The sequence below is a fragment of the Pseudanabaena yagii GIHE-NHR1 genome (assembly GCF_012863495.1).
Lineage (GTDB): Bacteria > Cyanobacteriota > Cyanobacteriia > Pseudanabaenales > Pseudanabaenaceae > Pseudanabaena > Pseudanabaena yagii.
On the sequence record NZ_JAAVJL010000001.1, the window covers coordinates 2,086,199 to 2,110,552 of the forward strand.

At 38.2% G+C, this 24,354-nt stretch carries 13 protein-coding genes and 2 pseudogenes; 9 read left to right on the forward strand and 6 right to left on the reverse strand.

The window, feature by feature from the left end:
* Positions 1–27: 27 nt before the first annotated feature.
* Together HC246_RS09615 and HC246_RS09620 are read left to right on the forward strand one after the other, a co-directional pair.
* Positions 28–486: pseudogene (locus tag HC246_RS09615) on the forward strand (alanine racemase C-terminal domain-containing protein); the annotation flags it as partial.
* 102 nt (positions 487–588) lie between these two features.
* A complete protein-coding gene (locus tag HC246_RS09620) occupies positions 589–1,911 on the forward strand; it encodes a class I SAM-dependent methyltransferase (protein WP_169363197.1) in 1,323 nt (440 codons plus the stop codon).
* A gap of 90 nt (positions 1,912–2,001) precedes the next feature.
* Here HC246_RS09620 and HC246_RS09625 read toward each other — a convergent pair whose 3' ends face one another.
* Positions 2,002–2,523 (reverse strand): class I SAM-dependent methyltransferase, encoded by a 522-nt coding sequence (locus HC246_RS09625; RefSeq protein ID WP_169363198.1) that lies wholly within the window; start codon positions 2,521–2,523, stop codon positions 2,002–2,004.
* A 291-nt stretch (positions 2,524–2,814) separates the two neighbouring features.
* On the opposite strand from HC246_RS09625, the gene HC246_RS09630 reads away from it, so the two are divergent.
* Together HC246_RS09630 and HC246_RS09635 are read left to right on the forward strand one after the other, a co-directional pair.
* Complete coding sequence (locus HC246_RS09630) at positions 2,815–3,975, forward strand: glycosyltransferase family 2 protein (protein WP_169363199.1); 1,161 nt, start codon at positions 2,815–2,817, stop codon at positions 3,973–3,975.
* 46 nt (positions 3,976–4,021) lie between these two features.
* Positions 4,022–6,217, forward strand: a complete 2,196-nt coding sequence (locus tag HC246_RS09635) for an FkbM family methyltransferase (RefSeq protein WP_169363200.1) — start codon at positions 4,022–4,024, stop codon at positions 6,215–6,217.
* A gap of 38 nt (positions 6,218–6,255) precedes the next feature.
* On the opposite strand, the gene alr is transcribed toward HC246_RS09635, so the two are convergent.
* The gene (alr, locus tag HC246_RS09640; protein ID WP_169363201.1) at positions 6,256–7,413 is read right to left on the reverse strand and encodes an alanine racemase; all 1,158 of its coding nucleotides are present in this window, start codon (positions 7,411–7,413) and stop codon (positions 6,256–6,258) included.
* A gap of 158 nt (positions 7,414–7,571) precedes the next feature.
* Here alr and HC246_RS09645 point away from each other — a divergent pair, with 158 nt between their 5' ends.
* On the forward strand, positions 7,572–8,894 hold the full coding sequence (locus HC246_RS09645) for a family 10 glycosylhydrolase (RefSeq protein WP_169363202.1): 1,323 nt from the start codon (positions 7,572–7,574) through the stop codon (positions 8,892–8,894).
* Between the two features lie 44 nt (positions 8,895–8,938).
* Here HC246_RS09645 and HC246_RS09650 read toward each other — a convergent pair whose 3' ends face one another.
* Positions 8,939–11,719, reverse strand: a complete 2,781-nt coding sequence (locus tag HC246_RS09650; protein ID WP_169363203.1) for an adenylate/guanylate cyclase domain-containing protein — start codon at positions 11,717–11,719, stop codon at positions 8,939–8,941.
* A gap of 142 nt (positions 11,720–11,861) precedes the next feature.
* Here HC246_RS09650 and HC246_RS09655 point away from each other — a divergent pair, with 142 nt between their 5' ends.
* The 3 genes from HC246_RS09655 to HC246_RS09665 all read left to right on the forward strand — a co-directional run bounded on the left by HC246_RS09655 (position 11,862) and on the right by HC246_RS09665 (position 15,439).
* On the forward strand, positions 11,862–13,118 hold the full coding sequence (locus tag HC246_RS09655; RefSeq protein ID WP_169363204.1) for a glycosyltransferase family 4 protein: 1,257 nt from the start codon (positions 11,862–11,864) through the stop codon (positions 13,116–13,118).
* Positions 13,119–13,125: 7 nt separating this feature from the next.
* On the forward strand, positions 13,126–14,022 hold the full coding sequence (locus HC246_RS09660; RefSeq protein ID WP_169363205.1) for a glycosyltransferase family 2 protein: 897 nt from the start codon (positions 13,126–13,128) through the stop codon (positions 14,020–14,022).
* A gap of 184 nt (positions 14,023–14,206) precedes the next feature.
* Entirely contained in the window at positions 14,207–15,439 is a 1,233-nt protein-coding gene (locus HC246_RS09665) for an LL-diaminopimelate aminotransferase (RefSeq protein ID WP_169363206.1), read from the forward strand.
* A 389-nt stretch (positions 15,440–15,828) separates the two neighbouring features.
* On the opposite strand, the pseudogene HC246_RS25855 reads toward HC246_RS09665, so the two are convergent.
* A pseudogene (locus HC246_RS25855) lies at positions 15,829–16,078 on the reverse strand (IS5/IS1182 family transposase); the annotation flags it as partial.
* Positions 16,079–16,249: 171 nt separating this feature from the next.
* On the opposite strand from HC246_RS25855, the gene HC246_RS09670 reads away from it, so the two are divergent.
* Positions 16,250–16,938, forward strand: a protein-coding gene (locus HC246_RS09670; protein WP_169361945.1) for an IS1 family transposase whose coding sequence is annotated in 2 segments (ribosomal slippage) — positions 16,250–16,582 and positions 16,585–16,938 — 687 coding nt in all. Because the reading frame shifts where the segments join, the coding sequence is not laid out codon by codon here.
* 246 nt (positions 16,939–17,184) lie between these two features.
* Here the strand turns inward: HC246_RS09670 and HC246_RS09675 are convergent.
* Both HC246_RS09675 and HC246_RS09680 read right to left on the reverse strand, forming a co-directional pair.
* The gene (locus HC246_RS09675; RefSeq protein ID WP_169363207.1) at positions 17,185–22,245 is read right to left on the reverse strand and encodes an AAA-like domain-containing protein; all 5,061 of its coding nucleotides are present in this window, start codon (positions 22,243–22,245) and stop codon (positions 17,185–17,187) included.
* The gene (locus tag HC246_RS09680) at positions 22,242–24,158 is read right to left on the reverse strand and encodes an AAA-like domain-containing protein (protein ID WP_169363208.1); all 1,917 of its coding nucleotides are present in this window, start codon (positions 24,156–24,158) and stop codon (positions 22,242–22,244) included. Before HC246_RS09680 ends, HC246_RS09675 begins: the two co-directional genes overlap by 4 nt.
* Positions 24,159–24,354 lie beyond the last annotated feature (196 nt).

Here is a 24,354-nt window from a genome sequence, read left to right on the forward strand (position 1 = left end):
GCTGAGATTAAATGATTTGAGAGAAATCCCGCCTCCCATCTCAAAAAATTGGCGAATTTACATCCAGCACTTACCGTTAAAGCCCGCATCACCCAAGTCAAACCAATCACCGCAGGTACAAGTGTGAGCTATGGTCGCTCATTTATTGCACCACAGGACATGACCATCGCAACTGTCGCGATCGGCTATGCCGATGGCATTCCCCGTGGTCTATCTAACCGTATTCGCGTAGCTGTCAATGGGCAGAAAGTTGCTCAGATTGGCACAATCACGATGGATCAATGTGCGATCGATGTGACCCATGTCTCAAATGTAAATGTTGGCGATGTCGTAACCTTCCTAGGCGGCGATTCCGAAAACACTGCTGATTACTGGGCAAATCTCCTCGGTACTATTTCATGGGAAATTCTCTGTGGATTCAAACATCGCTTACCGCGTATTAACGTGATGAATGCGATGGGTATTGCAAGCTTTACTTCGCAATAATCAATCACTGTTACTATTCCTAAACTTTAGATTGCTACAACTTACTATTACTGATTAAATAAGTCCAAGCTTTTTAAAATAACGCTACTCAAATTAGTATTTATGACTGATCCCCAATCTAAATTATTAGACAAAATTCGTCAACAGTTTGACAGTAGTCCTTATCCTCGTATTCCACTAGATAAGTCTCCTAAAGATAGTCCTAATGAGTTATACATTCATAACTTAGTGACTTCTTTCTATTTGAGAGACCAGAAAGTTATTGATACAAAAGATAAATATATTTTAGATGCAGGATGTGGCTCTGGTTATAAATCCTTGATTTTAGCTGAAGCAAATCCTGACGCAAAAATAGTAGGGGTGGATATATCCGCAGAGTCAATTAAATTAGCTGAACAGCGTTTAAAATATCATGGTTTCGATAACGCTGAGTTCCATGTTCTATCTATAGAAGATTTAGCTCAATTGAAATATCAATTTGACTACATAAACTGTGATGAAATGCTCTATCTTTTCCCTGAGCCTGCTGAAGCTCTTAGGGCTATGAAAACAGTATTAAAACCAGAGGGAATTATTCGTAGCAATTTGCATAGTATAGAGCAAAGGTCTAGCGTTTATCGTGCTCAAAAGATGTTTAAGATGATGGGATTGATGGATGAAAATCCTGAAGATCTAGAAATCGAAGTTGTTGTTGAAACAATGCAAGCCCTAAAAGATAATGTCCTTCTTAAGTTTCAAACTTGGAATTCAAACTACACAAGCAAGGAAAATAAAGAAGACATTTTAATGAATCATTTGTTCCAAGGAGATAAAGGCTATACAGTCTCGGATATGTTTAAATTTTTAGAACTAGCTGGTTTAGAGTTTATTAGCATGGTGAATTGGCGTGAATGGGACTTTAGGGACTTATTTAAAGAATCAGATAATTTACCTATATTTTGGTCTATGAGCTTACCAGATATATCTATTGAGGAACGATTGAAAATATACGAGTTGCTTAATCCAGTTCATCGATTACTAGACTTTTGGTGTGGTCATCCCCAAGCATCGTCAACATTTATTCCTTTTTCGGAATATTCTGATACAGATTGGCAGAAAGTAAACGTTTATCTTCATCCTCAATTACAGACTCTTAAATTTAAGGAAGATTTACTAGCTTGTGTGACAGAATGTAGAAGTTTTAACATAAGTCAACATCTATCAATAAATAATCAATTTATTAGTATTGATAGTGCAATCGCTATGTGTTTATTACCTCTATTAGATGCACCACAGAATATGATATCTTTAATAGACTTTTGGATGCATTTAAGACCTGTTAATCCAGCAACTTTAAAGTTTACAGATCTGGAAAGCTCATTTCAACTTATAAAGAAAACATTATTATTTCTGGAAGCGCTTGACTATCTTATGTTAGAAATTTAATCTTGGCAAAATATAAATTTCTTCAATGTAGATACACTCAAAACATAACATAGCCTAAAATCCTGCCATATTTAGAAATATATAAAGCATCTATTTTACTACAATTACATTAAGACTAATCAAATTACCAAATACCTGTACAGTACTACAATCGTTTTGAAATATATTAAACTCAGGTACTCTACGACATTCAGTAAATCCAGCTTCTGATAAGTAATAGCATAAAATGTCAAAATCCAATCCCACCTTATGAACATCATATTGATTAACTTGTCCACCAAATATCATTCTCATAATCGCTATGCGATCTTGAATAGTGATATCTGGTCTTGAATAGAGCCAACATAACCTTCTAAGATCGGGGACACTTATCATTAGCTCACCACCTTTCTTAAGTACTCGAAACCATTCTAACAAGGTAAACGATAATTCGTGATTGAGCGCATAATAAAAATGCTCAAGAACATGACTTGCATATATTGCTTCAATTGATTCATCTTCAAATTGACTCAAATCCGAAGCATCTCCCACATAATCCACTTCCTCTCTTTCTTCAATGTCAAAGATTTTCCAGTCGGGATGTTGTTCTTGTCCACCAATATGCAGTTTCATTTGATTTCCTATTTATAAACTAAATCGTCCTATAAATTATACATGTCCTTTACATGTCCTTGATATTGTCATGACTAAGGAGGAGCTATAATGGTCAAGAGATGCTAAAACATCCATTGGCTAACAAATAAAAAAGACGCAAATACACTGACCTCGCTTTAACTGTTCAGAACCACAACCATCTCCTAAGCTTTTAAGTCTTTGTATAAACTATTGAGAAAACATATACAATAAAACTCATTGTCAAAATATTAATATAATCCGATGCATAGTCCATATCTATCATTATGTATGATCGTTAAGAATGAATCAAAAAACTTAGCTAGATGTTTAGATAGTGTTCATAGCATAGTTGATGAAATTATTATAGTTGATACAGGATCAGAAGATAACACCAAAGAAATTGCTCTTTCATACGGTGCAAATGTTTATGAATATGAATGGTGTGATGATTTCGCATCTGCAAGGAACTTTGCTATCAGTTATGCAAGAGGTGAATGGATATTATCTTTAGATGCTGACGAAGAAATTAATTTAACTACAGACTTAAGTATTTACCTGAAATCGCTAAGTCTTTCAATTCTCTGTAATATGATTTATAGATATCAAGTTATTTCTGATTCTGATAAATTTATAGAAGAAGGATACTATTTTCGTTTGTTTCGACGCGATCAAAATTTGTCATTTAAGGGGAGGCTCCATGAACAACTTTTTTATAAAAATCGCCCAATATTTGAACAAGAGATTAATCATTCAATTAAAGAACAGATTTTTATCAAACATTATGGAGATGCAGATGGTAATTCTTTAAGAAAATGTCGTGAATTTTATATTCCTATGCTAGAAAGAATCGCTAGCAAGGAACCACTAAGTTGGATGCTAATGTACTACTTATACGGATACTATAGGGATGTAGGAGAAATAGAAAAATCTTTACAGTGTAGCGAGCAAGTTATTGAAAGATTAATTCCTTACATCATATCAGGGCAAAAACCATTAGATTTTGTTTTTGTTCCTACTTGGTTAATTACACTATGTCAAACCTATTTTAATAATGAAGATTTAGAAAGTCTTTTTGCAATTCTTCCAAGATCTTTACAATGGTGTGATAGATCTCCTCATATCCTCAATTTGGCTGGAAGAACGCTATCCTCGCTTGGATTTCATTTGGGAGCTATTGCCTATTTGCAAGTTTCTTTAGATTGTTATATACACAAAACTTATAACTCCAATTTATCTTGCCAATTTGAGACTTTTAGTACTTCTTTTGACTTTTTAGCTGCTGAAGCATTTTATTTGCAAGGATGCTGCTACATAGCCTTAAATAAATTAGATGAAGCAGTTATATCATTAGAACAGTGCTTATTAACTAATTGTGAGTTTTCTGATGCTAGAGAAAAAATTTTCAATGATGCTAGAGAGAAAATATTCTTGATCAAGAAAAATTATTGATAGAAATTTAAATTTTAATTGTAATATTGAATCTAAAAATAACATCATGGCTTCTCAAAATATTATACAAATCACTGATAGTGAAGTTAAAGTTATCCAGCAATTTATCTCTTCTGGTGATGTTGTATTTGATGTTGGAGCAAATGTTGGTAATTGGTCTTTTCAAGTTTTATCCAATCATAATAGTGTAGAAATACATATGTTTGAGGCTATTCCTCAAAATTACTATACACTTATTAAAAATTATGCAGATATTCTAAGAGAAGGTAACATCTTTCCAAACAATATAGCTTTATCTAATTGCGAAAAGATTCAAGATTGCTATTTTTATTCTCAAGATCCTGCATTAAGTACTATGTATAGAAGATTAGGAGTAGAGCAGTTACTAAATTTGGCTCCTCCTACTAAATTCTCTTTACCTACGATAACACTAGATACATATTGCCAACAAAGGAACATTCATCATATTAACTTTTTGAAAATTGATGTAGAAGGTGCTGAGCTAGACGTATTGATGGGAGCTATCCAATTTTTGAAAAAAGGCTCTATAGATATAATTCAATTTGAGTATGGGGGGACGTATCAGGATGCGGGTATAACCTTGCAACAAATTTATGAACTTTTAGAGGAAAATCATTATTTTGTATTCAAGATTGAAGACGAAGATATAGAATTTATCCCAGTTTTTTCTTCAGAATATGAAGATTATCAATATAGTAATTTCTTGGCTATTAGCGATCGCATTTGCTCTTTGCTAATGGGTGAAGATGGAATAATGCTTAATATAAATGAACTTTGTTCTAAATATAATGTAGAACCACATGGGGTAATCCATATTGGTGCCCATGAAGGTCAGGAAGTAGCTGACTATATAGCGATGAATGTCTCCAAAATGATATTGATTGAGGCTAATCCAGAAGTATATGAACGGCTTCAAAATAATCTAGCCAATTATGAAATCCAAGATATCTATTCTATAAATTGCGCTGTTAGCAACTATGAAGGTGTAGCACAATTACATATTACTTCTTCTGATCAGAGTAGTTCACTTCTACCTTTAAAGATTCATAGCCAGATTTATCCTCAGATTACAGAAGAAAAGCTAATTGAAGTTCCATGTAAAACTTTAGATGTCCTATTACATGAGTTATCTATTGATTTGAGACAATATAATTTACTAAATATTGACATTCAGGGAGCCGAATTACTGGCTCTAGAGGGAGCTAAACAAACTTTAAACTTTATTGATGCAATTAATATTGAAGTTAACTATGATGAACTATATGAAGGTTGTAGTTTAGTACATGAATTAGATAAACTTCTAGATACTTACGGATTTGAGAGAATTATAACAACCTCGCCTTATCATAGAAGCTGGGGAGATGCTTTTTATATCAAAAAACCTATTGTTGTAATGTCCACTATTGGGAATAATGGACGTTTTGCGAATCAACTTTTTCAATATGCTTTTCTGAGAATATATGCTAAAAATCACAATCTTAGAATAGCTACATCACCTTGGATTGGACAGACAATTTTTGGACACGCTGAGACAAATGAGGTTTTCAAGCCTTATCAATTATCAGTAGTTAGAGATCTTGATAATAGTTATGAGGATCTGGCCAAATCACTTTTGCCAAATGCTACTCCTTTGCATGTTAATGTTGATTTTATAGGTTATTTTCAATATCATACTAAGTATTATTCACCACACAAAGAACTATTCCGATCGCTATTTAAACCAGTTCCGATAATTGCCTCAGCTATGAATTTAGCTTTGGAACGTTTGCAGTCTTTTGGTAAAACTATTGTTGGACTGCATTTGCGAAGAGGAGACTATGGACATGGGATATTTTTTACAGCTCCTACCCAATGGTATCGAGACTGGCTAGAAGGATTTTGGGATACTTTAGAAGACCCAGTCTTATTTATTGCTAGTGATGATATCAATAGTGTGATTTCAGACTTTAGTGACTACATGCCTATAACAAGTAAAGATTTAGATATAGATATAACTGATAAGCAATTAGAAGATTTTTATCCTGATTTCTATTTGCTTAGTCATTGCAATGTAGTAGCTATATCTAATAGCTCTTTCTCATTTGCCGCCTGTATGCTCAATGAAGTTGGCAATATTTTTGTACGTCCTCATTTACCTAGCAAAAAGTTAATTTCCTTTGATCCTTGGAACAGTAATGTCTTATTAAATGACAGCGTAGATATAGACAGTTTAACGCTTTAAAGTTCTTTGTTGCATATCACGTTTATAGTAAGTAAAACTTAAATAAAGTTAGTTATTGATTTTATACTGATCGCATTCATCACGTTAATACGCGGTAAACGGTGCTTGAATCCGCAGAGAATTTCCCATGAAATAGTACCGAGGAGATTTGCCCAGTAATCGGCAGTGTTTTCGGAATCGCCGCCTAGGAAGGTTACGACATCGCCAACATTTACATTTGAGACATGGGTCACATCGATCGCACATTGATCCATCGTGATTGTGCCAATCTGAGCAACTTTTTGACCATTAACCGCTACACGAATACGGTTGGATAGACCACGGGGAATGCCATCGGCATAGCCGATCGCTACGGTTGCGATGGTCATATCCTGCGGGGCAATGAATGAGCGACCATAGCTCACACTTGTACCTGTGGTAATGGTTTTGACTTGGGAGATGCGAGCTTTCACGGTAAGGGCGGGCTGTAAATCCACCAGATTTTTGAGATGGGGTGCGGGATATAGTCCGTAAATACCCAGCCCTGTTCGGACAATGTCATAATGAATTTGGCGATCGCATAGCATAGCGGCTGTATTGCAAATGTGAATACGGGGTGGGCAGATACCTTCAGCCTTAAGAGATGCGATTACTTGCTGAAATCTTTGAGTTTGCAACTGCATAAAGGTCTGATCTTTGTCATCGGCAGTGGCAAAGTGTGAATACACACTCATGATCTCTAAATTGGGCAAGTGTTGGACTAACTGTACAAAGGCGATCGCCTCTTGCCAATTCACACCTAACCGAGACATACCTGTATCAATTTTTAAATGTACAGGAACCCGTTCTTCGGTTTGAGAGAGAACTTCGTGATAGATCAGGGCTTGCTTAGAATTAGAAATTGTTGGTTGTAATCGATACTCAGCGATCGCTTTAATTTCGTCAACACCATTGGTCGCCCCCAACACGACAATGGGAACAGTGATTCCCGCACAGCGCAACTGGATGCCCTCAGGAATAGTAGCAACACCTAACCAAGTCGCCCCCGCCTCGATCGCTGCTTGACTAACATCGATCGCTCCATGTCCATAGGCATCTGCTTTGACGATTGCCATTAACTCTGTTGGCGCAGTTAGCTTAGCCTTTAGTTGACGCACATTATGCTGAATCGCAGATAAATCGACTTCCACCCATGCTCGATGGTTTTGCTTAAGCATGACAGCGCAATCCTCAATGGCTTACAAAAAGTTATATTAATGTAATTCGGCAAAAAGACGCTTGATGTTCAATCAGGTTCCGTCACAAACTCAAGGTAACTCAATAATTTATATTTATGCGACTAAAGCCTCTCATGAAACTAGCGCCACAGATTTTCATGTCTAAAATTTGTCATGAATATAGTTTCGGGAATGCTCTTTGGCATAGTCTCTGGCAAATTGTGCGATCGCGCAAGCATTTTTTGCCATTTCTTTTTACAATCGCTTTTGTTACTACTTTGATTTTACCTAGTCTGATCCCTTCTTTGGGATCGACGGCTCAAGTGATCGCCCAAACCAATCAACAAAAGCAGCAGCTCAATAAGCAATTAATAGTGCCAAATTCGCCAAGTCCAGCACCTGTGATATCAAGACAGGAAATTCGCGGCGTTTGGTTAACTAGTAATGACTTTACAGTGTTTAGCGATCGCAAACAGCTAGGGCAAGCACTCCAACAACTCAAGCAACTGAACTTCAATACCATTTATCCTGTTGTTTGGGCTTCGGGCTATGTGATGTTTCCTAGCACGGTTGCTCAAAATGCAGGGATTCAGCCCTTTATTTATCGAGGTTCTGAGGGGCAGGATATTGTTGCTGACATCATCACGCAGGCACACCAGCATAATTTATTAGTTATGCCTTGGTTTGAGTTTGGGTTTATGGCTCCTCCCACATCAGAACTTGCTACTACTCATCCTGACTGGCTCACCCAAGAGCGTGATGGTGATACTACTTCTGTGACTGCCGCAGGGGAAGTTGCATGGCTCAATCCCTTTCATCCTGAAGTCCAGAAATTTCTGACGGAGTTAGTCCTAGAAGCCGTTTCTAATTACGACCTAGATGGAATTCAGTTTGACGATCACACCAGCCTGCCTAAAACCTTTGGATACGATCGCTATACCCTCAATCTCTATCGTCAAGAAACGAAACGAGATGCACCTGCTGATCCCAATGATCCTGATTGGGTACGTTGGCGTGCTAATAAAATTACTGCATTCATGGCAAATTTGAATAAAGCTGTGAAGCAAAGAAAGCCCAATCTCGTTTTCTCAGTGTCTCCTAACTATTATGAATTTGCCTATAAGCAACAGTTGCAAGACTGGCTGGGCTGGGTACGTCAAGGGATTGTCGATGAGTTAATTGTGCAGGTCTATCGCAATGATCTAGAGGATTTCCGTGCTCAAATTAGTCGTCCTGAAATTGCTGAAGTCCAAAATAAAATTTCTACAGGTATCGGAATTCTGTCTGGACTCCGTAACAACAATGTCCCCATGTCACAGATTTACTCACAGGCGATCGCAACTCAAGAGCGCGGTTTAGGCATCTCCTTCTTTTATTACAAGAGTCTCTGGGGTTATGGTCCTGAATCGGTTAGCGATCGGCAAAGGGATTTACAATATCTCTTCCGCAACCCTGCCCCCAGATTTATTGCAAGAAAATAAAGAGCCTAATTTTTTGGGGAGTGGCGAAGCCACTCCCCAAAAAATTAGGCTCTTTTACTAATGAGCCAATAGGTTTGCATCATTCCTTTACCCTTGACTTCAATCACACCACGTTCAACTAAATCAAATTTATGTTTGAGAAGTTGATAGGTTTCCGCAGTAACTTGAATTTTACCAACTTCACTATGGGATTCCATTCGACTCGCCACATTTACGGTGTCGCCCCAAAGATCATAAATAAACTTTTGCGTCCCGATCACACCAGCAATTACTGCCCCTGTATGAATACCAACGCGGATTTGTAAGGGGCTACCTGTTAAGATACGGAGTTCATCTACTTTATCAAGCATATCTAAAGCCATACAGGCGATCGCCTCCGCATGGTTGGTTCTGGGAATTGGAATCCCTCCTGCCACCATATAGGCATCACCAATAGTTTTGATTTTCTCTAAGCCATAGATTTCACAGAACGTATCAAAATTAGAAAAAATTAGATTCAGGAGATCAACTAAATCCTGAGGAGAGAGTTCTGAAGACATTCTTGTAAAATTAACGATATCTGCAAAGAGCACTGTAACCGACTCGAAACTATCAGCAATGACCCCATGCGATTGCTTCAGGCGATCTGCGATCGCTTTTGGCAAAATGTTTAACAACAAACGCTCTGATTTTTCCTGCTCAGCAAACAGGGCTTCTTCCGCAAGTTTCCGTTGTGTAATATCGTCTAATACGCCCAAAATGCCAATCGTCTTACCATCAGCATCAATGATTGGTAGTTTACTGATATCTAACCAAATCGATTGCCCTTGCTTATCAGGATTAATTTTGCGCTGAATTATATGCATCTCAGGCACATTTGATTCCATAATTTGCTGGTCATGTTTACGGAAATTATCAGCCAATTCAGGATTATTGATCAGATCATAGTCAGTTTTGCCAATTACACTTTCAGGCGAATCAAGCTGAGCATACATCGCCCAGTTTTTATTACACCCGCGAAAGACTAAATTGACATCCTTCCAGAAAATCTGTTGAGGAATACTATCGATAATTAATCGTAAATAAGCTTCCTGTTCCTTAAGGGCTTGCTCTGCTTTAATTCGTGCCGTAATATCCTGAAAACTCCAGACACGCCCAATAATCTGATCAGAGAGCTTTTGTGGGCGCGAATAACGCTCCAATATTCTGCCATCGATTAACTCCAGCAAATCATAGCTTTCCATTTCAGGATGATGATAGAAATTATGCGATCGCTGCATAAAATCCTGAGGATCGACCATTTGTTCGGCGAGGAACTCTAATCGTAGGGAATAATCGGAAATAGCCAAAACCTCTAAAGATAGAGAAAACATATCCACAAACTGTTGATTGTAGGTGGTGATCTGCCCAACCCGATCCACTGCCAAAATACCATCGGCGACCGACTCAAAGGTTGCTCTTTGCAAACTCACAAATTCTGCCAAGTCCGCAGTGCGCTGTTCGACTCTTTCTTCTAGCTCTTCTTTGTTTTTCGCAAGGGCAGTAAATGAAGCTTGCAATTGTTGCGCCATTTGATTAAAAGATTCTGCCAAAATCGATAATTCGCGGACATTTGCCGTGGCAATGGGATGGTAGGGTTGCCCACTAGCAAGGTCGGCGGAAGCTGATAGAGTAGCAAGTAAATGAGATGCTTCGATAAGCTTCTCCACAGGCTTTGCAATCCATTTGGATGTGTAAAAGCCCGTCAGGCTAGCAAAAACTAACGCTAAGGCACATAAAACAATGGTATTACGGGTATTGATATTAATGCGATCGCGAAAGTCTTGTTCCGATACCGTCACAATGAGCAACCAGTCTAATCCTTGAGCATTCCTTAACTTTGTAATCTGCACATACTGTGTTGCTCCTTCCCATTCCATTTGAATTTGCTGATGATTAGGAATATCTGCTAGATTAGGATATTTTTTTTGCAAATTTTGAAAAGCTAAACGCAGTAAAGAATTCTGACTTTGGAGAGCATGAATCCGCTTTTGCCCTTGCGGTGCATCAATGAAGGGATTTTCAGAAGTTGAAGTGGCAACTATTTCGCCTGACTGCTCGAGAATAAAAGCCTGTCCTGTTTTAGAGATCTGGAGCTGTCGGAGAAAGTCGCCAATTTGCGAAAGTGTCAAGTCAATTGCTAAAACTCCGCGTAAATTTCCTGATTCACCATAGATGGGGACAGAAGCCGTAATCCCTAAAATAGGTCTTGCTACAAACAGATAAATTGGACTCCAAACCGCTTGTTTTGCTTTAATAGCTCCTTGATACCAAGGGCGATTGCGAGGATTATAAATATCCGATTGAATTTGATTGAGAACTTTACCCTTGGCATCTAAACGATAGACAACTTTTTGTTCTGAGGTTGCCAATAAAAGCGATCGGTGTAAGACCAAATTACTTTCGCTTCTACGCTCAACCCCAATAAATTGACCTTGGGGATTAGCAGCATAGAAAAAATATAAATTTGGGGCTTGGCGCATTTGCTGCCAAAACAACTTATCTAACTTATCTAGGTTTTCTAAAGCTAGATGCCCGTCCCCTGCGGTCACAGCATGGGCTTGAAGGATTTCTAAAGGTGTATCAAAATAGCCGCGTACATGGGTTTCAATGGTATTACTGACTTCTTGCCCAATCTGAGGTGCTAGCTCCTGTGTTGCCTCGCGCCCATTCTGCACTGATAACCATCCTGTAATCCCTACCGCAGCAATTACCTGTGTCACAAATGGAACAATCAGCAATATCTTCAGAGAAAGCTGATGGCGATTGCGTCGTGGTTGAGCATCATGATGTAACGGGGCAGACATAAAAAAGCTGCACTAAAAAAATTTTATATTGCTTATAATAAGTTGCTCTTCGCTTAAATTTACAAATCTGCGACTATTTGCTCAGTAAACATTTTCTAGATATGATGGCATACACAATTTATTTTCCTGTTCATAGATTCTTTTGAAAGTTTTACTGCTTAGTACTTGTGATATTCGGGGAGGGGCTGCACGCGCAGCTTATCGATTGCATCAAGGGTTGCGATCGCTTTCTATCGATTCCAGAATGCTCGTACAGGAAAAGTCTAGCGATGATTGGACGGTGATAGCGCCTCAGAGCCTCATCCAGATGGGAATTGCCAAAACCAGAGCCACAATTGATGCTTTACCTTTGCGCTTTTATCGTCAGTTTGATAACTATGGTGCTTTTTTCCCACAATGGCTCCCTGACAATCTACCGAATAATATTCAAGGTATCCAGCCCGATATTCTAAACCTACATTGGATTTCAGGTGGCTTTGTCCAGATAGAAACCCTCAAAAAGTTTAAGCAACCCATTGTGCTCACACTGCATGATATGTGGGCTTTTACAGGAGGTTGTCACTATAGTCAAGATTGCGATCGCTATACCGTTAGCTGTGGTAATTGTCCGCAACTGCATAGTCATCACGATCAGGATATTTCGCGCTGGGTCTGGAACCGTAAGGCTAAAGCTTGGAAAGACCTTGATTTAACAATTGTGACACCCAGTCAATGGTTAGCGAATATAGCAAAGACCAGTTCGCTTATAGGCGATCGCCCTATTCACGTAATTCCGAATGGTATAGATACAGAGATTTATAGACCAATAGATCCGAAAATTGCTAGAGACTTATTGAAACTGCCACAGGATAAACATCTCCTTCTTTTTGGCGCAATGCGTGCAACTAGTGATCCTCGTAAGGGCTGGCAATTTTTGCAACCCACTTTACAACTGCTCAAACAAACAGATTGGCATGACCGTATAGAATTAGTCATATTTGGAGCTTCGCAACCAGCGCAAGCAGTAGATTTGGGATTTCCCTGTCACTACTTAGGACAACTCCATGATCAGCTATCTCTATCAGTAATGTATGCCGCAGTTGATCTATTATTAGTTCCTTCCACTCAAGATAATTTACCTAACACTGTTATGGAATCTATCAGTTGTGGTACACCCTGTGTGGCTTTTAAGATAGGCGGTATACCTGAGATGATTCAACATCAGCAACAGGGATATTTAGCAAAACCATTAGATTGTCAAGATCTGGCAAATGGAATTGATTGGGTCTTGAATGATTCTCATCGATATCACAATCTGCGACTTGCTGCTAGAGCTAAAGCCGAGCAAGAGTTTACCCAATCTCTTCAAGCATCACGTTATCAAGATTTATTCCAGAAGATTTTGCGTTTACCCACCTAGATTTTGTATGCTTCCTCAAGATGTTTCTAATCTTCCTAAAGTTGCGGCGGTGATTCCTACTCGTAATCGCAAAGACAAGTTGTTTCGCTTTTTAGAAAAATTTTCATGCCAGACTTATCCTTATCTCCAGATGATTATTGTAGACTCGAATTCCACTGATGGGACAAGGGAAGAACTAGTTCAACGTTTTCCAGAGATAACGCTGATCTGTGTAAGTGATCGCGAATATTGGACGGGTGCGACTAATGCTGGAGTTAAAGCAGCTCTGAGCGATTGCTATGAATATATTCTGACAATTAATGATGATTCAGTAGTTGAGCAAAATCATGTCGAGAGAATGGTAGAAATTGCTCAAAAGCATCAGGCTTTAATTTTAGGTAACTGTATCAACTATCTTAATAATCCTCATTTGATCTGGTCGCTAGGTACTTCTAATCAATGGGGAACTGCGAAATTTTTGAGTTTAAATTATCACGATACTAATCTAGAAGCTTTGCCTATAGAAGTTAGAAATTCAGAAATTATGCAAGTAGATGCTTTAGCAGGTAATGGTGTTTTAATCTCCCGACAGGTATTTACGCAAATTGGTCTATACAATGAGAATTTTTTGCCTCATTATCATGCTGACTCAGAAATAATGATGCGTGCTCATAGTCGAGGAATCAAGGTGTTTGTCAGCCCAGCAATTGTCCTATTGAATGATTTTCATGCTGATCAAAAGAGATTGGATTTAAAGAAATCGAAGGGGCTGATTTATGCTCTTTTTCATAAGAAGTCTCATTTGTTTATATTGCCTCTAATTTATCTTTTTGTCATGTATTGTCCTAATTCTCAAAAGTTAACAACCTTATGGACATTAATCCAAAGATTTTTGATGTTAAGGTCAAAAACACAAGTTGATTAATCCTGTTAAGTCTCAAACTTCCCAATAATGAAGAGGATATATGGCAGCTATGCAATCTCTAAAATTATTGCGAAGGGATTTTATTGCGAAGGGATTAGCAATTAAAGCTTTGGGTGACTTAAGTAACTGGATACAGGCATAATATAAAACTATACAAAAATTGAAAGAGATTAACTCACCCATCATGGCTACCGTTAACGACAACTATCTAAAACTTAAGGCAGGCTACCTATTTCCCGAAATTGCAAGACGGGTAAACGCCTTTATCGAGGCAAATCCTGAAGCTCAAGTGATCCGCCTTGGTATTGGCGATGTCACCGAACCTTTGCCCCAAGCATGTCGTGATGCCATGATCAAAGCGGTTGAAGATATGGGCGATCGCAGTTCATTTAAGGGCTATGGTCCCGAGCAGGGCTACGCATGGTTGCGTGAAAAGATTGCAGCACATGATTTCCAAGCGAGAGGCTGTGATATTGACGCTTCTGAGATATTTATTTCCGATGGCTCTAAGTGCGACTGTGGCAACATTCTCGACATTTTTGGCGACGATAATATTATTGCTGTCACCGATCCTGTCTATCCCGTTTATGTGGATACGAACGTGATGGCAGGTCACACAGGCGATATCAACGAGAAAGGCGAATACGAAGGCTTAGTTTATTTGCCTGTAACTGCCGAAAATAACTTTACCGCCGAGATTCCGACCCAAAAAGTTGATCTGATTTACCTCTGCTTCCCAAATAATCCCACAGGCGCAACCGCCACTAAGGAACATCTCAAAGCATGGGTCGATTATGCGCGTGCCAATGGTTCAATTATTTTCTTTGATGCCGCCTACGAAGCATTTATCACCGATCCTAGCCTTCCTCACTCGATCTATGAAATTGAAGGCGCGAAGGAATGTGCGATCGAGTTCCGTTCTTTCTCGAAGAATGCAGGATTTACAGGTACTCGTTGCGCGTTAACCGTTGTGCCGAAGAACTTGATTGGCAAGTCAAAAGATGGTTCTAATGTGGAATTATGGAAGCTCTGGAATCGTCGTCAATCCACTAAGTTTAATGGTGTCTCCTATATCGTCCAACGTGGTGCAGAGGCAGTTTATTCTGAAGAAGGGCAAGCGCAAACTAAGGCTCTGATTAGCTTCTATCTTGAAAATGCCAAGATTATCCGTGAGAAATTGACTGAAGCAGGTTTAGCTGTTTATGGCGGTGAAAATGCTCCCTATGTATGGGTGAAGACTTCCGCAGGGCTGACCAGTTGGGATTTCTTTGACAAGCTCTTGCAAACCTGTAATGTGGTGGGAACGCCCGGTTCTGGTTTTGGTGCAGCAGGGGAAGGTTACTTCCGTATTTCGGCTTTCAATAGTCGCGATAATGTGAATGAAGCCATGCGCCGCATTCTCGACAAGTTTAAATAGTAATTAGGAGCATAGCATTCCTGAATTGAGGCGATCGTAAATTTTATAAATTCTTACGGGAATGCTATGCCCATACCAAATTTTTTTCTTTGTCCTTATTCAGAATAGGATTTTAAGCCTTCCTACTGAAAATGCCGATTATCTGTTAATACTTCATTCATGGTCATTTGTCGCATGACTATCATCAAATCATTTTCATGATTTGTGGTAGCGTTTAGGAGAAACATAAGGGAGGAAGGTATTGCACATATTCAGAATGATCAAAAGTCAGCTTACATGAAATTTATTCTAAAATGATTGCTGAGTAAAGATTTTAAATTGAAATATTTAAACGGCTTTGTTTCATGAATAAAAAGAATATAATAGATAAAGGATATTAGGATAGATAATTAACGAGCAACAGGAGAGGAGAGAGGTTTAGAAAGTTGAATCATCTGATTAAGCACAGCACATTTGATGAACAACTCAACCGCCTGATTGTCAAATTTACGAGAACATAAATTAGCACCAAAGATTTTTTGAAACGAAACATAGTGGTTTCTGCTAAATAACGTCGATGATAATCTGAGTCACGTTTCCAGCTTTTACGTCCATGTTTTGTTTACAGATATAACGGAGATTTTGGTCACGGTGATGTGGTGTTGTACGTCATAGAAATAGCGATGGTAATAGACTCCATCTACCGAAACTTGACCGATTTCAGTATCAATCCTATCAAGAATATCAGCAAGTACTTCACCATTGGGCGTTGCATAAATGAGGGATGAATGAGTAAATATTAAAGATAACGAGTTTAAGCAATGAAAAACAATGAAATGTCCAAAGTGTGGTTCAACACATATTCGTAAAAATGGGAAACGAGGAGACAAACAAAATCATATTTGCGCTGATTGCGGTCGTCAGTTCATTGATCATTACTCAGTGCTGGGATATTCCCAAGATGTCAAAAAAATATGCCTAAAAATGTACTGCAACGGCATGGGATTTAGACAAATTGAGAGATGTACCGATGTTAGTCACAACTCAGTCATCAACTGGGTTAAGGAAGCAGCCAAGCAATTACCAGAACATCCACCGATTGAGACTATTCCTGATGTTGGTGAACTGGATGAACTCCAGACTTTTGTTGGGTCAAAAAAAACTTGATTTGGCTATGGACTGCGGTGAATCATTTTAGCCAAGGTATCTTGGCTTGGGTATTAGGGGATAGGAGTAGCAAAACCTTTGAACCTCTATGGACATTGATTAAGGTTTGGCAATGCTATTTCTGGGTTACCGATGGCTACTGTGTCTACAAAATGTTTATCAACTCGGAAGATCAAATTATTAGCAAAACCTACATGACCAGAGTTGAGGGTGAAAATACGAGACTGAGACATTATCTTGCCAGATTGCATCGCAAAACTTTATGTTATTCAAAATCTGAACAAATGTTGCGGTATTCAATTCGTCTGTTAATTCATTATCTCAAGTACAAATCGATTCCCACCTTTTCTTGATTCATCCTTCATTTGTGCAACGCCCACCATTGTGACAATCATTCGTGGTGAAGACCACAGCCTTTCTAAAGAAAAGTTGCCTTTGTATTTGGGCTTTTTGAGTTTGTTCATAATGCTAAAATGAGGAGTAAAGCTTTGCTGAGTGCTTTTCTTCAATCTCTACTTGCCTTAAATTTTCGAATCACCCATTGAGTCTCAGTACTTATCCCAGATTAGATGACCAATGCCTCATTGTTATAACGCTGCTTAACTAGTCTTTGATGGAGCGTCGCTTTCTACTGCCACAGATTTTAGTCTTGTCGAAAAAAGGCAGATCGATCTCCATCCTTCCCTGTTTATCTTTTCTAAAACACTTATTACATCTAGAGATTCTACTAAATCCTTGCCATATATTACTATGACGATTTCCTTAAGGGATTGAGATTCCTGAGAGATAGCTTCTACGGCTTTTTGTAGGGTAATCTGCCATGCTAAGTCTATCGGGAATCCTCGACCAGTTGCTAGTAGAGGAAAGGCAATACTTGTGTATGACTTCTGTTTAACTCTAGTTATACAGTTGAGAATTGTTTTCTCAAGGGAATCTACAGTTGTAACTGATGTATGAAATATTTTTTTCGCATGTAATATACCTGCATTTGTGACTGCAATCTGTCCAGATAATATTGGTGCTACATTTTTTGCTTCCTCTCGAATCGATTCCCCTCCAATATCTCTAATTCTTCTTGCTACACCACCTATCATTGACAAGTTATTAATATCAGAACTGACAATAACATCAACTGAAAGATTTGTTATATCTCCTTGATATATTCTTACAAGTTTATCTTCAATATAGATTTCACCAATAACAACATTGTTGTCAATATTATCAGCGGACAAAAACAACTTTGTAGATACTTTTGCAACTGTGGCTTCAGGATTTTGTTTCGTCTGTAATTTACACTCTGCAATTTTCAAAGCAATAGAAGCACTTCCTCCACACCAGTCTCCGTCATAGCCTTCAAACTTTTTTCTCCATAGTAATGGAAGATGGGCAAAAGGAGAATTTAACGAAAATTCCATTTGAGAGTAGGATAACCACTCTTTATTTTTGTACCATCCAACCTGAGTGCCAAACTTATAATAAGTCTCAATACTCGTATCAGCCCTGTTAGAGCTACCTCCAATACTATGCCAGACTAAGGTTTGTGAGCGAAAGCCAAAACGACCTCCACTATAGTACGACCATAACCAATCCAAGATTTGAAAATCCTCACAAGGCAATGATGTAACATCAGATCCACTTAACCATCCCCTTTCCTCATTCCCAGATAATTTGAGCAAAATAAATTTTGTTTCGCAATCTGCTCTTAACCAATTTTTAGATGATAGCAAATCTTTTAGTGTTGTATAGTCAATACCACTATTTGAAATAAATTCCAGATCGCAAGATCCTTCATATCTATCTAAATTGGTAAAATGATAGTCATGCTTCCCAATATCCAGATAATTGTTAGCTTGATGCTGAACATTTATAGCTGTAATATATTGAGAAATTAACTCTTGAAATCTTAAATCAGAATATAAAAATCCAAAAGCTGGATCTAAATATATTAACTCGCAATATTCTTTAGTATTGAGATTTATAGCAATTTCAAGGTTTTCAAATATTTTGTCATAATTGCACTGAATAGCATAAATACTTGCTTTCTCATACCATGCAATATAGTAACGAGGATTAACTTCTATTGCTTTATTAAATGCAATAAGAGCTTCGTCATAGCGACCACGTATTCTTAAAGCAGTACCTCTATTGACCCATGATTCTTCAAATCTACCTATTCTTCTTAAGGCAGCACTACGATATAGCCATATTGTAGAAGGATGGTTTTCATTAACTTTGTTGTATCTATCAATCCAAGGGTGAGGCAATTTAGGATCTATGTCTAGTAATTTATCATATACAGAGATTTCTTCTTCATATTTGTTTAAATGTCGAAGTATTCTAGCAATTTCGTACCAACAATATTTTAAGTCTGGATCGATCTCAGTAACTTTTACATAAGACATATAAGCGTCTTCATATTTGCCTATAAACTCAAATGCTTTTCCTTTGTTAAACCAAGCTTTAAAGTTTGCAGGATCAGATTCAATTACTCTCTCATACGCTACTATTGCTTCTTCATATCTGCTCTCTTCCTGAAGACTCACTCCTAAGCTAAGCCACATGTTAGAACTAACACTTGTATCCAGTTTTTCTTGATTTAGGTTTATTTTATTTCGCTCACGGTTTATCTCTGATAAATCATTATCTTCAAAGAAAGAGATTGTTTCATCATTTTCATCTGATTCGACATTAATAGGGTGCACAAATCTTGTTTTTGACTCCAGCCTTTTTGTGTCATTTCCTATCTGAATTTCTAATTCAGATAATAATTTTGATGATTCGATAGAAATTTGTTCTATTGAATCAATGTCAGATGTTCCAGTATTTTCAATATAAGAAGATTTATTGTTTTTTAAACTATTTGTAAGGAACTGAAAGTCATTACTACTTAGGGATTTGTCTTTTGCCCATTCTAGAGAAAACAGAAGATCTTCTCCATGAAGCAGATATGAGTCATCAAGTTTACCAGATGTAAGCCAAGCAGACATTTTTTCAGAATAAGGGCAAGTTGCTACTAAGGTTTGGTCTATATTTGAGGAGGAAGTAATTTGATTAACGTTAATATCTGATCGTTGTAACTGTTCTGGATTAATATCAAGATAGTCATCTAGCCATTCGTATCCTTTTGCTAGAAGAAAATCTAAGTTTTGATCGGCAAATAAATCTGTCTCATCTGGGTGAGGCAAATATTCATCAAGATCATGCTCGTAACTTGCACTTTTAAATGCTAAATCTTCATCTGCTAAATCCCAAAAGCGAAGTGTATTATCTGAGCCTCCAGAAACTAGTAATCGTCTATTAGGACTAAAAGACAAACTCCTAACTGTTTTTTCATGACCATTTAGATGAAACAAAATTTGACCAGAAATATCCCAAATTATAATTTTTCCTGATGTGTCACCCACAACAATTTGTTGACTGTCTGAACTAAAACAGGCACTTGTTATCATATGAGGATAACATTCAAATTTCGCTAGTTCCTTACCATGTAAATCCCATAATCTTAACTTAAGATCCTGATTGATAGTTAACAATTTCTGGCTATCAGGGCTAAATATTATATTTTTAACCCAGTCTTGATGAGTTATCCACCGATCAAATCTTCGACCCTGAATTAAGCTTTTTAGGTAAACTAATCCCTTCTCAGAATTTGTTGCTACATATCTTCCATCTACACTAAAACTGATACCTCTGCCTCTGCCATGACTAGTATTCCATTGCTCTAATTGTTGACCAGATCTATCCCAAAATCTTACTGTGGAATCTTCTCCCACTGTGACAACTTGTTGTCCATCTGCACTAAATGTCACATTCCAAACTGACCCTTGATGCCCCCTAAATGAAGCAATTTGCTTCCCATTGAGATTCCATAAATAAACATCTCCATTCAAAAAGCCTGTTGAAGCTATACTCTTACCGTCAGGACTAAAACATAAGTCATTGACCTGTGTTTTATAGCAATTCCATTTAACAATTTTTTGCCCCGAAAGCTCCCATAGAACTATAGTTCCATCCCCTCCTCCTGTTGCTATTAGACTACCATCTGGGCTGAATTTAACAACATTAACTCCCTGCTTGTGGGCTTTAAGACAATTTCGCTCTTTGATGTTGCTTAGGATCGTGTGTAAAACATAGCTAGGGGTAAAGGTAGGATAACTCTCAGGAGTAGCTTCTTTGTCAATTAGTGATCTTAGATTTTGAGCCACTTTCATGGCTAAGATTAACGATTCTAACTCATGCGAGTCAAACAATTCTAAAGCCCTATTAGCTTCTGCATCCAAAGCTTGAATTTCCGACTGTGTTGCTTTTCTCTTAACATTCTGTTTTTGCTCAAATTTTTTAAATTTTTCTATAGTAGTCTCTAATTCCCTGCGAAGCGAGATTTTATCATGATTTTGGCTGGCAGTAAGGAACTGAAAGTCATTACCACTTAAGGCTTTGTCTTTTGTCCACTCTAGAGCTAATTGCAAATCTTCTCCATAAAGCAGATAAGAGTTATCAAGCTTGCTAGATGCAAGCCAAGCAGACATTTTTTCGGAATAGGGACAAAGAGATGCTAAGGCTCGATCTATCCAATTGAGGTTAAAAATTTCTCGATAAATGTGATTGTGCGAAATCAAGCGATTTTGATAGTTAATTACTAGACCAGACAGCCTTAGTTCCATTTGCTCTTGATTATTACCTTCAGCCACTACATCACAGGTTGTCAAAACCTTCCGATATAGTTCTAAAAGGCGGCTGGTACGATCGCTACGCCATAATAAGCGATCGCGAATTGTACGTAAATGTTCAGGAATATCTTGAGATTCCCAATTGTTGATAATCGCACATTTAACTAGATCTTTGACATATGTAGCTTCTGTATCTAGATCAATATATTGATCGCTAGTGAGAATTAATCGACAGATTTTTTGAGTCAAAAAGGGCTGTCCCTTTGTCCAATAGATAATTTGCCTCATTACTGCACGAGGATTAGCCGATTTAATTGCTAAGCCATTAGTCAGGGGCTGAGCTTCCTCAATTTCAAAACCTTTTAACTCGATCGCTCGACCGATATTAAAAGGTGTACTAATATGCTTGTTTTGGATTAAATCGGAGGGTGTAGCGACTCCAAGCAAAACAAAAGTTAATTGGTTAAACTTAGGTCGATCAGCGCGGCTATTGTAAAATGCACGAATTGCGGCAAAGAAATCATCAGCATTAAAAGGAAGACTGAGAACACTATCAATCTCATCGATAAAAATGACAATCTTTTGAGAAATATTTTCTAATAGAACTTCTTCGATAAATTCGCTAAACCTCTGAACTGATGAAATGAGATCGTGATCGCGCCACCAAGTCCTTAAATTAAACCTATCGCTTAACTTAAAACCACTGACTAAATTTCGCACAATACTGGCATACCACTGATCGGCAGTGAGATTTTGGCTGCCAATAGAAGTCATATCAATCTCCACACAGGCAAAACCCTCCTCCTGCAATCTCTGCATTGTCTGTACTCGCAAGCTAGACTTACCCATCTGTCTAGAATTCAGCACATAACAAAACTCTCCCGCCTTGATCCCCGCAAACAAGTCTTCGTCAGCTTGCCGCCGCACATAGGTAGGAGCATTTGCAGGGAGGCATCCTCCTGCTTGATAGGTATAGTTGCTACTGGTCATAGATGATCACCCACTTCTAGACGATCGCTAAAATAGATCTGATACAGATTACATCTTGGAATTACGTCATTACCTTGTCGCAAGGTTAAACCCATACTATCCAATTTAAAGGTTTCCTCAGAAGGTAATCTTACAGGAGCACTGCTGCTCACTACCTTTTTCATTGCTTTTGCTAGTTTAGGATTTTGCTCAAGGTTCCATAAATGACGACGGAGATGATCGCTGTAGATTCCTGCTTCCGTCGGCGCAGTACTTAACATATAGTCAAGATTGGCACTGTTTCGGGCTATGTAATACAGCGCAACGCGCACCAGATAGGGATGTCCACCCAACATTGCCATTAGTTTTTCTATCTGAGCATCTGTCCAATCTAACCGATGTCGATCTACTAGATCGCTCACCTGTGCTTGAGAGAACTCGCGTAACTCGATCGGCAATCCTACATTAAATGGTGATTGATTGATATTGAGAGGAATATAAACTTCCTGAGAATGCACAACAATTAGGCGTAAACGCTTCCATAGATCATCACTTTTAGCAGCTTCGTGCCAAGCTCTAAGCAAGCCAAAGAAGTCCTCAGCGATCACGCGATATTGAAAGATTAGATCGACCTCATCGAGAGATAATGCCAAAGCTCCATCAATATTTGGTAGTACAAAATCCTCAAAATAAGCTGTACAATTATCTTTACTGCCAAAAATATCATCCCAAGAATCACTAATCTTTGTTTTTAGCTTGAGTTGCCTTCCCACATTTGCACAGAACCAACGCAAAAACTTATCGAGATCAGCAAATACCGAGCTATCTGCACTTTGAAAGTTGAGAGAAACAGCTTGACATCCCTTTTGGTTGGCATAATGCAAGATTTTACACATCAACGACGATTTCCCCATCTGTCTTGGAGCCTTAATACGGATTAGTGCTCCATTCTTCTCAATTGCCTCATAACAGTCCTGCTCGACAGGAGGACGATTAACATAAAAAATCGAATTAGTTGCTACCTGTCCATCTGGTTCTTCTAAATGGTGCTGGAGATCGCTATTTCGCAAAATCGTAGTTTTGTTGCTATTACTCAACAAATTTGATAGGGCATCTAGAGCCGACGCTCCATCTTCATAACGCTGACGATAGTCATAGCGCACCATTTTATCTAATAGAGAAATTAGTTTGGGGCTAATGGAATCTACTAAATTTTGCCAGACGAGTTCATTTGTGTCTCTATCTTTAGGGATTTTGAGACAGTCCTTAATTCCCGTCAATGCTTGGATACAAACCATTCCTACGGCATAGATATCACTACTAAATTGAGGATGCCCTGCAATTTGTTCACAGGGCATATATCCGAGGGAGCCAATTACCAAAGTTTGACTAGTTGTCTGAGCATCGCTGCCTTGGGGTGTTGTTTTTGTACCTAATGCTTTTACAGCGCCAAAGTCAATCAGAATAATTTTGCGATCGCTGTTTCGGCGCATTAAATTAGCAGGTTTAATATCGCGATGAATTACTTGCGATCGATGTACAAATGCAAGAACTTGCAAAATATCTTGCAGAAAGATCAAAACTTCATCTTGACTCCAAGGCTGTTCGTCTATTATTTCGTGATCGAGTGTGTGCCCATCCACAAGCTCTTGGACTAAATAGAACTCACCATTCTGTTCAAGGTGAGCAAATAAACGAGGGATTTGATCGTGGTTTCCTAAATAATGTAGAGTCTTGGCTTCTCGGTCAAATAGGCGTTTCGCAATTTCTAAATCCTGTGGGCTAGCAAATTTCGGTTTAAGTTGCTTCACCACACAAAGAGGGAAATCTGGTAGTTGATTATCCTTTGCCAAAAAAGTCTGACCAAAACCACCACCACCTAGTGGGCTAATAATCTCATATCGTCCAGCAAGAACGGACTCATTATTAGTCATACTTTTGCCTAAATTGCCTAAATTATTTATGCAGAATTCATGCAGATTTATAAATTTTTAGATCTGTAGCTGAATAAATACTTGAGCGAGATTATAACTCTTTTCAAGCAAGTGAAGCACAGGTGTATTTCTTATTCTTTGGCAGAGAAATACACCTGTGCTTTGCTCTATCTATAGTCAATTCAAATAAGAACCA

Excerpts from the sequence above, each read along its gene's own strand:
- HC246_RS09675 (WP_169363207.1), bottom strand. The coding sequence starts at position 22,245 with ATGACCAGTAGCAACTATACCTATCAAGCAGGAGGATGCCTCCCTGCA.
- HC246_RS09625 (WP_169363198.1), bottom strand. The coding sequence starts at position 2,523 with ATGAAACTGCATATTGGTGGACAAGAACAACATCCCGACTGGAAAATC.
- HC246_RS09680 (WP_169363208.1), bottom strand. The coding sequence starts at position 24,158 with ATGACTAATAATGAGTCCGTTCTTGCTGGACGATATGAGATTATTAGC.
- HC246_RS09660 (WP_169363205.1), top strand. The coding sequence starts at position 13,126 with ATGCTTCCTCAAGATGTTTCTAATCTTCCTAAAGTTGCGGCGGTGATT.
- HC246_RS09650 (WP_169363203.1), bottom strand. The coding sequence starts at position 11,719 with ATGTCTGCCCCGTTACATCATGATGCTCAACCACGACGCAATCGCCAT.
- HC246_RS09645 (WP_169363202.1), top strand. The coding sequence starts at position 7,572 with ATGTCTAAAATTTGTCATGAATATAGTTTCGGGAATGCTCTTTGGCAT.
- HC246_RS09630 (WP_169363199.1), top strand. The coding sequence starts at position 2,815 with ATGATCGTTAAGAATGAATCAAAAAACTTAGCTAGATGTTTAGATAGT.
- alr (WP_169363201.1), bottom strand. The coding sequence starts at position 7,413 with ATGCTTAAGCAAAACCATCGAGCATGGGTGGAAGTCGATTTATCTGCG.
- HC246_RS09635 (WP_169363200.1), top strand. The coding sequence starts at position 4,022 with ATGGCTTCTCAAAATATTATACAAATCACTGATAGTGAAGTTAAAGTT.
- HC246_RS09665 (WP_169363206.1), top strand. The coding sequence starts at position 14,207 with ATGGCTACCGTTAACGACAACTATCTAAAACTTAAGGCAGGCTACCTA.
- HC246_RS09620 (WP_169363197.1), top strand. The coding sequence starts at position 589 with ATGACTGATCCCCAATCTAAATTATTAGACAAAATTCGTCAACAGTTT.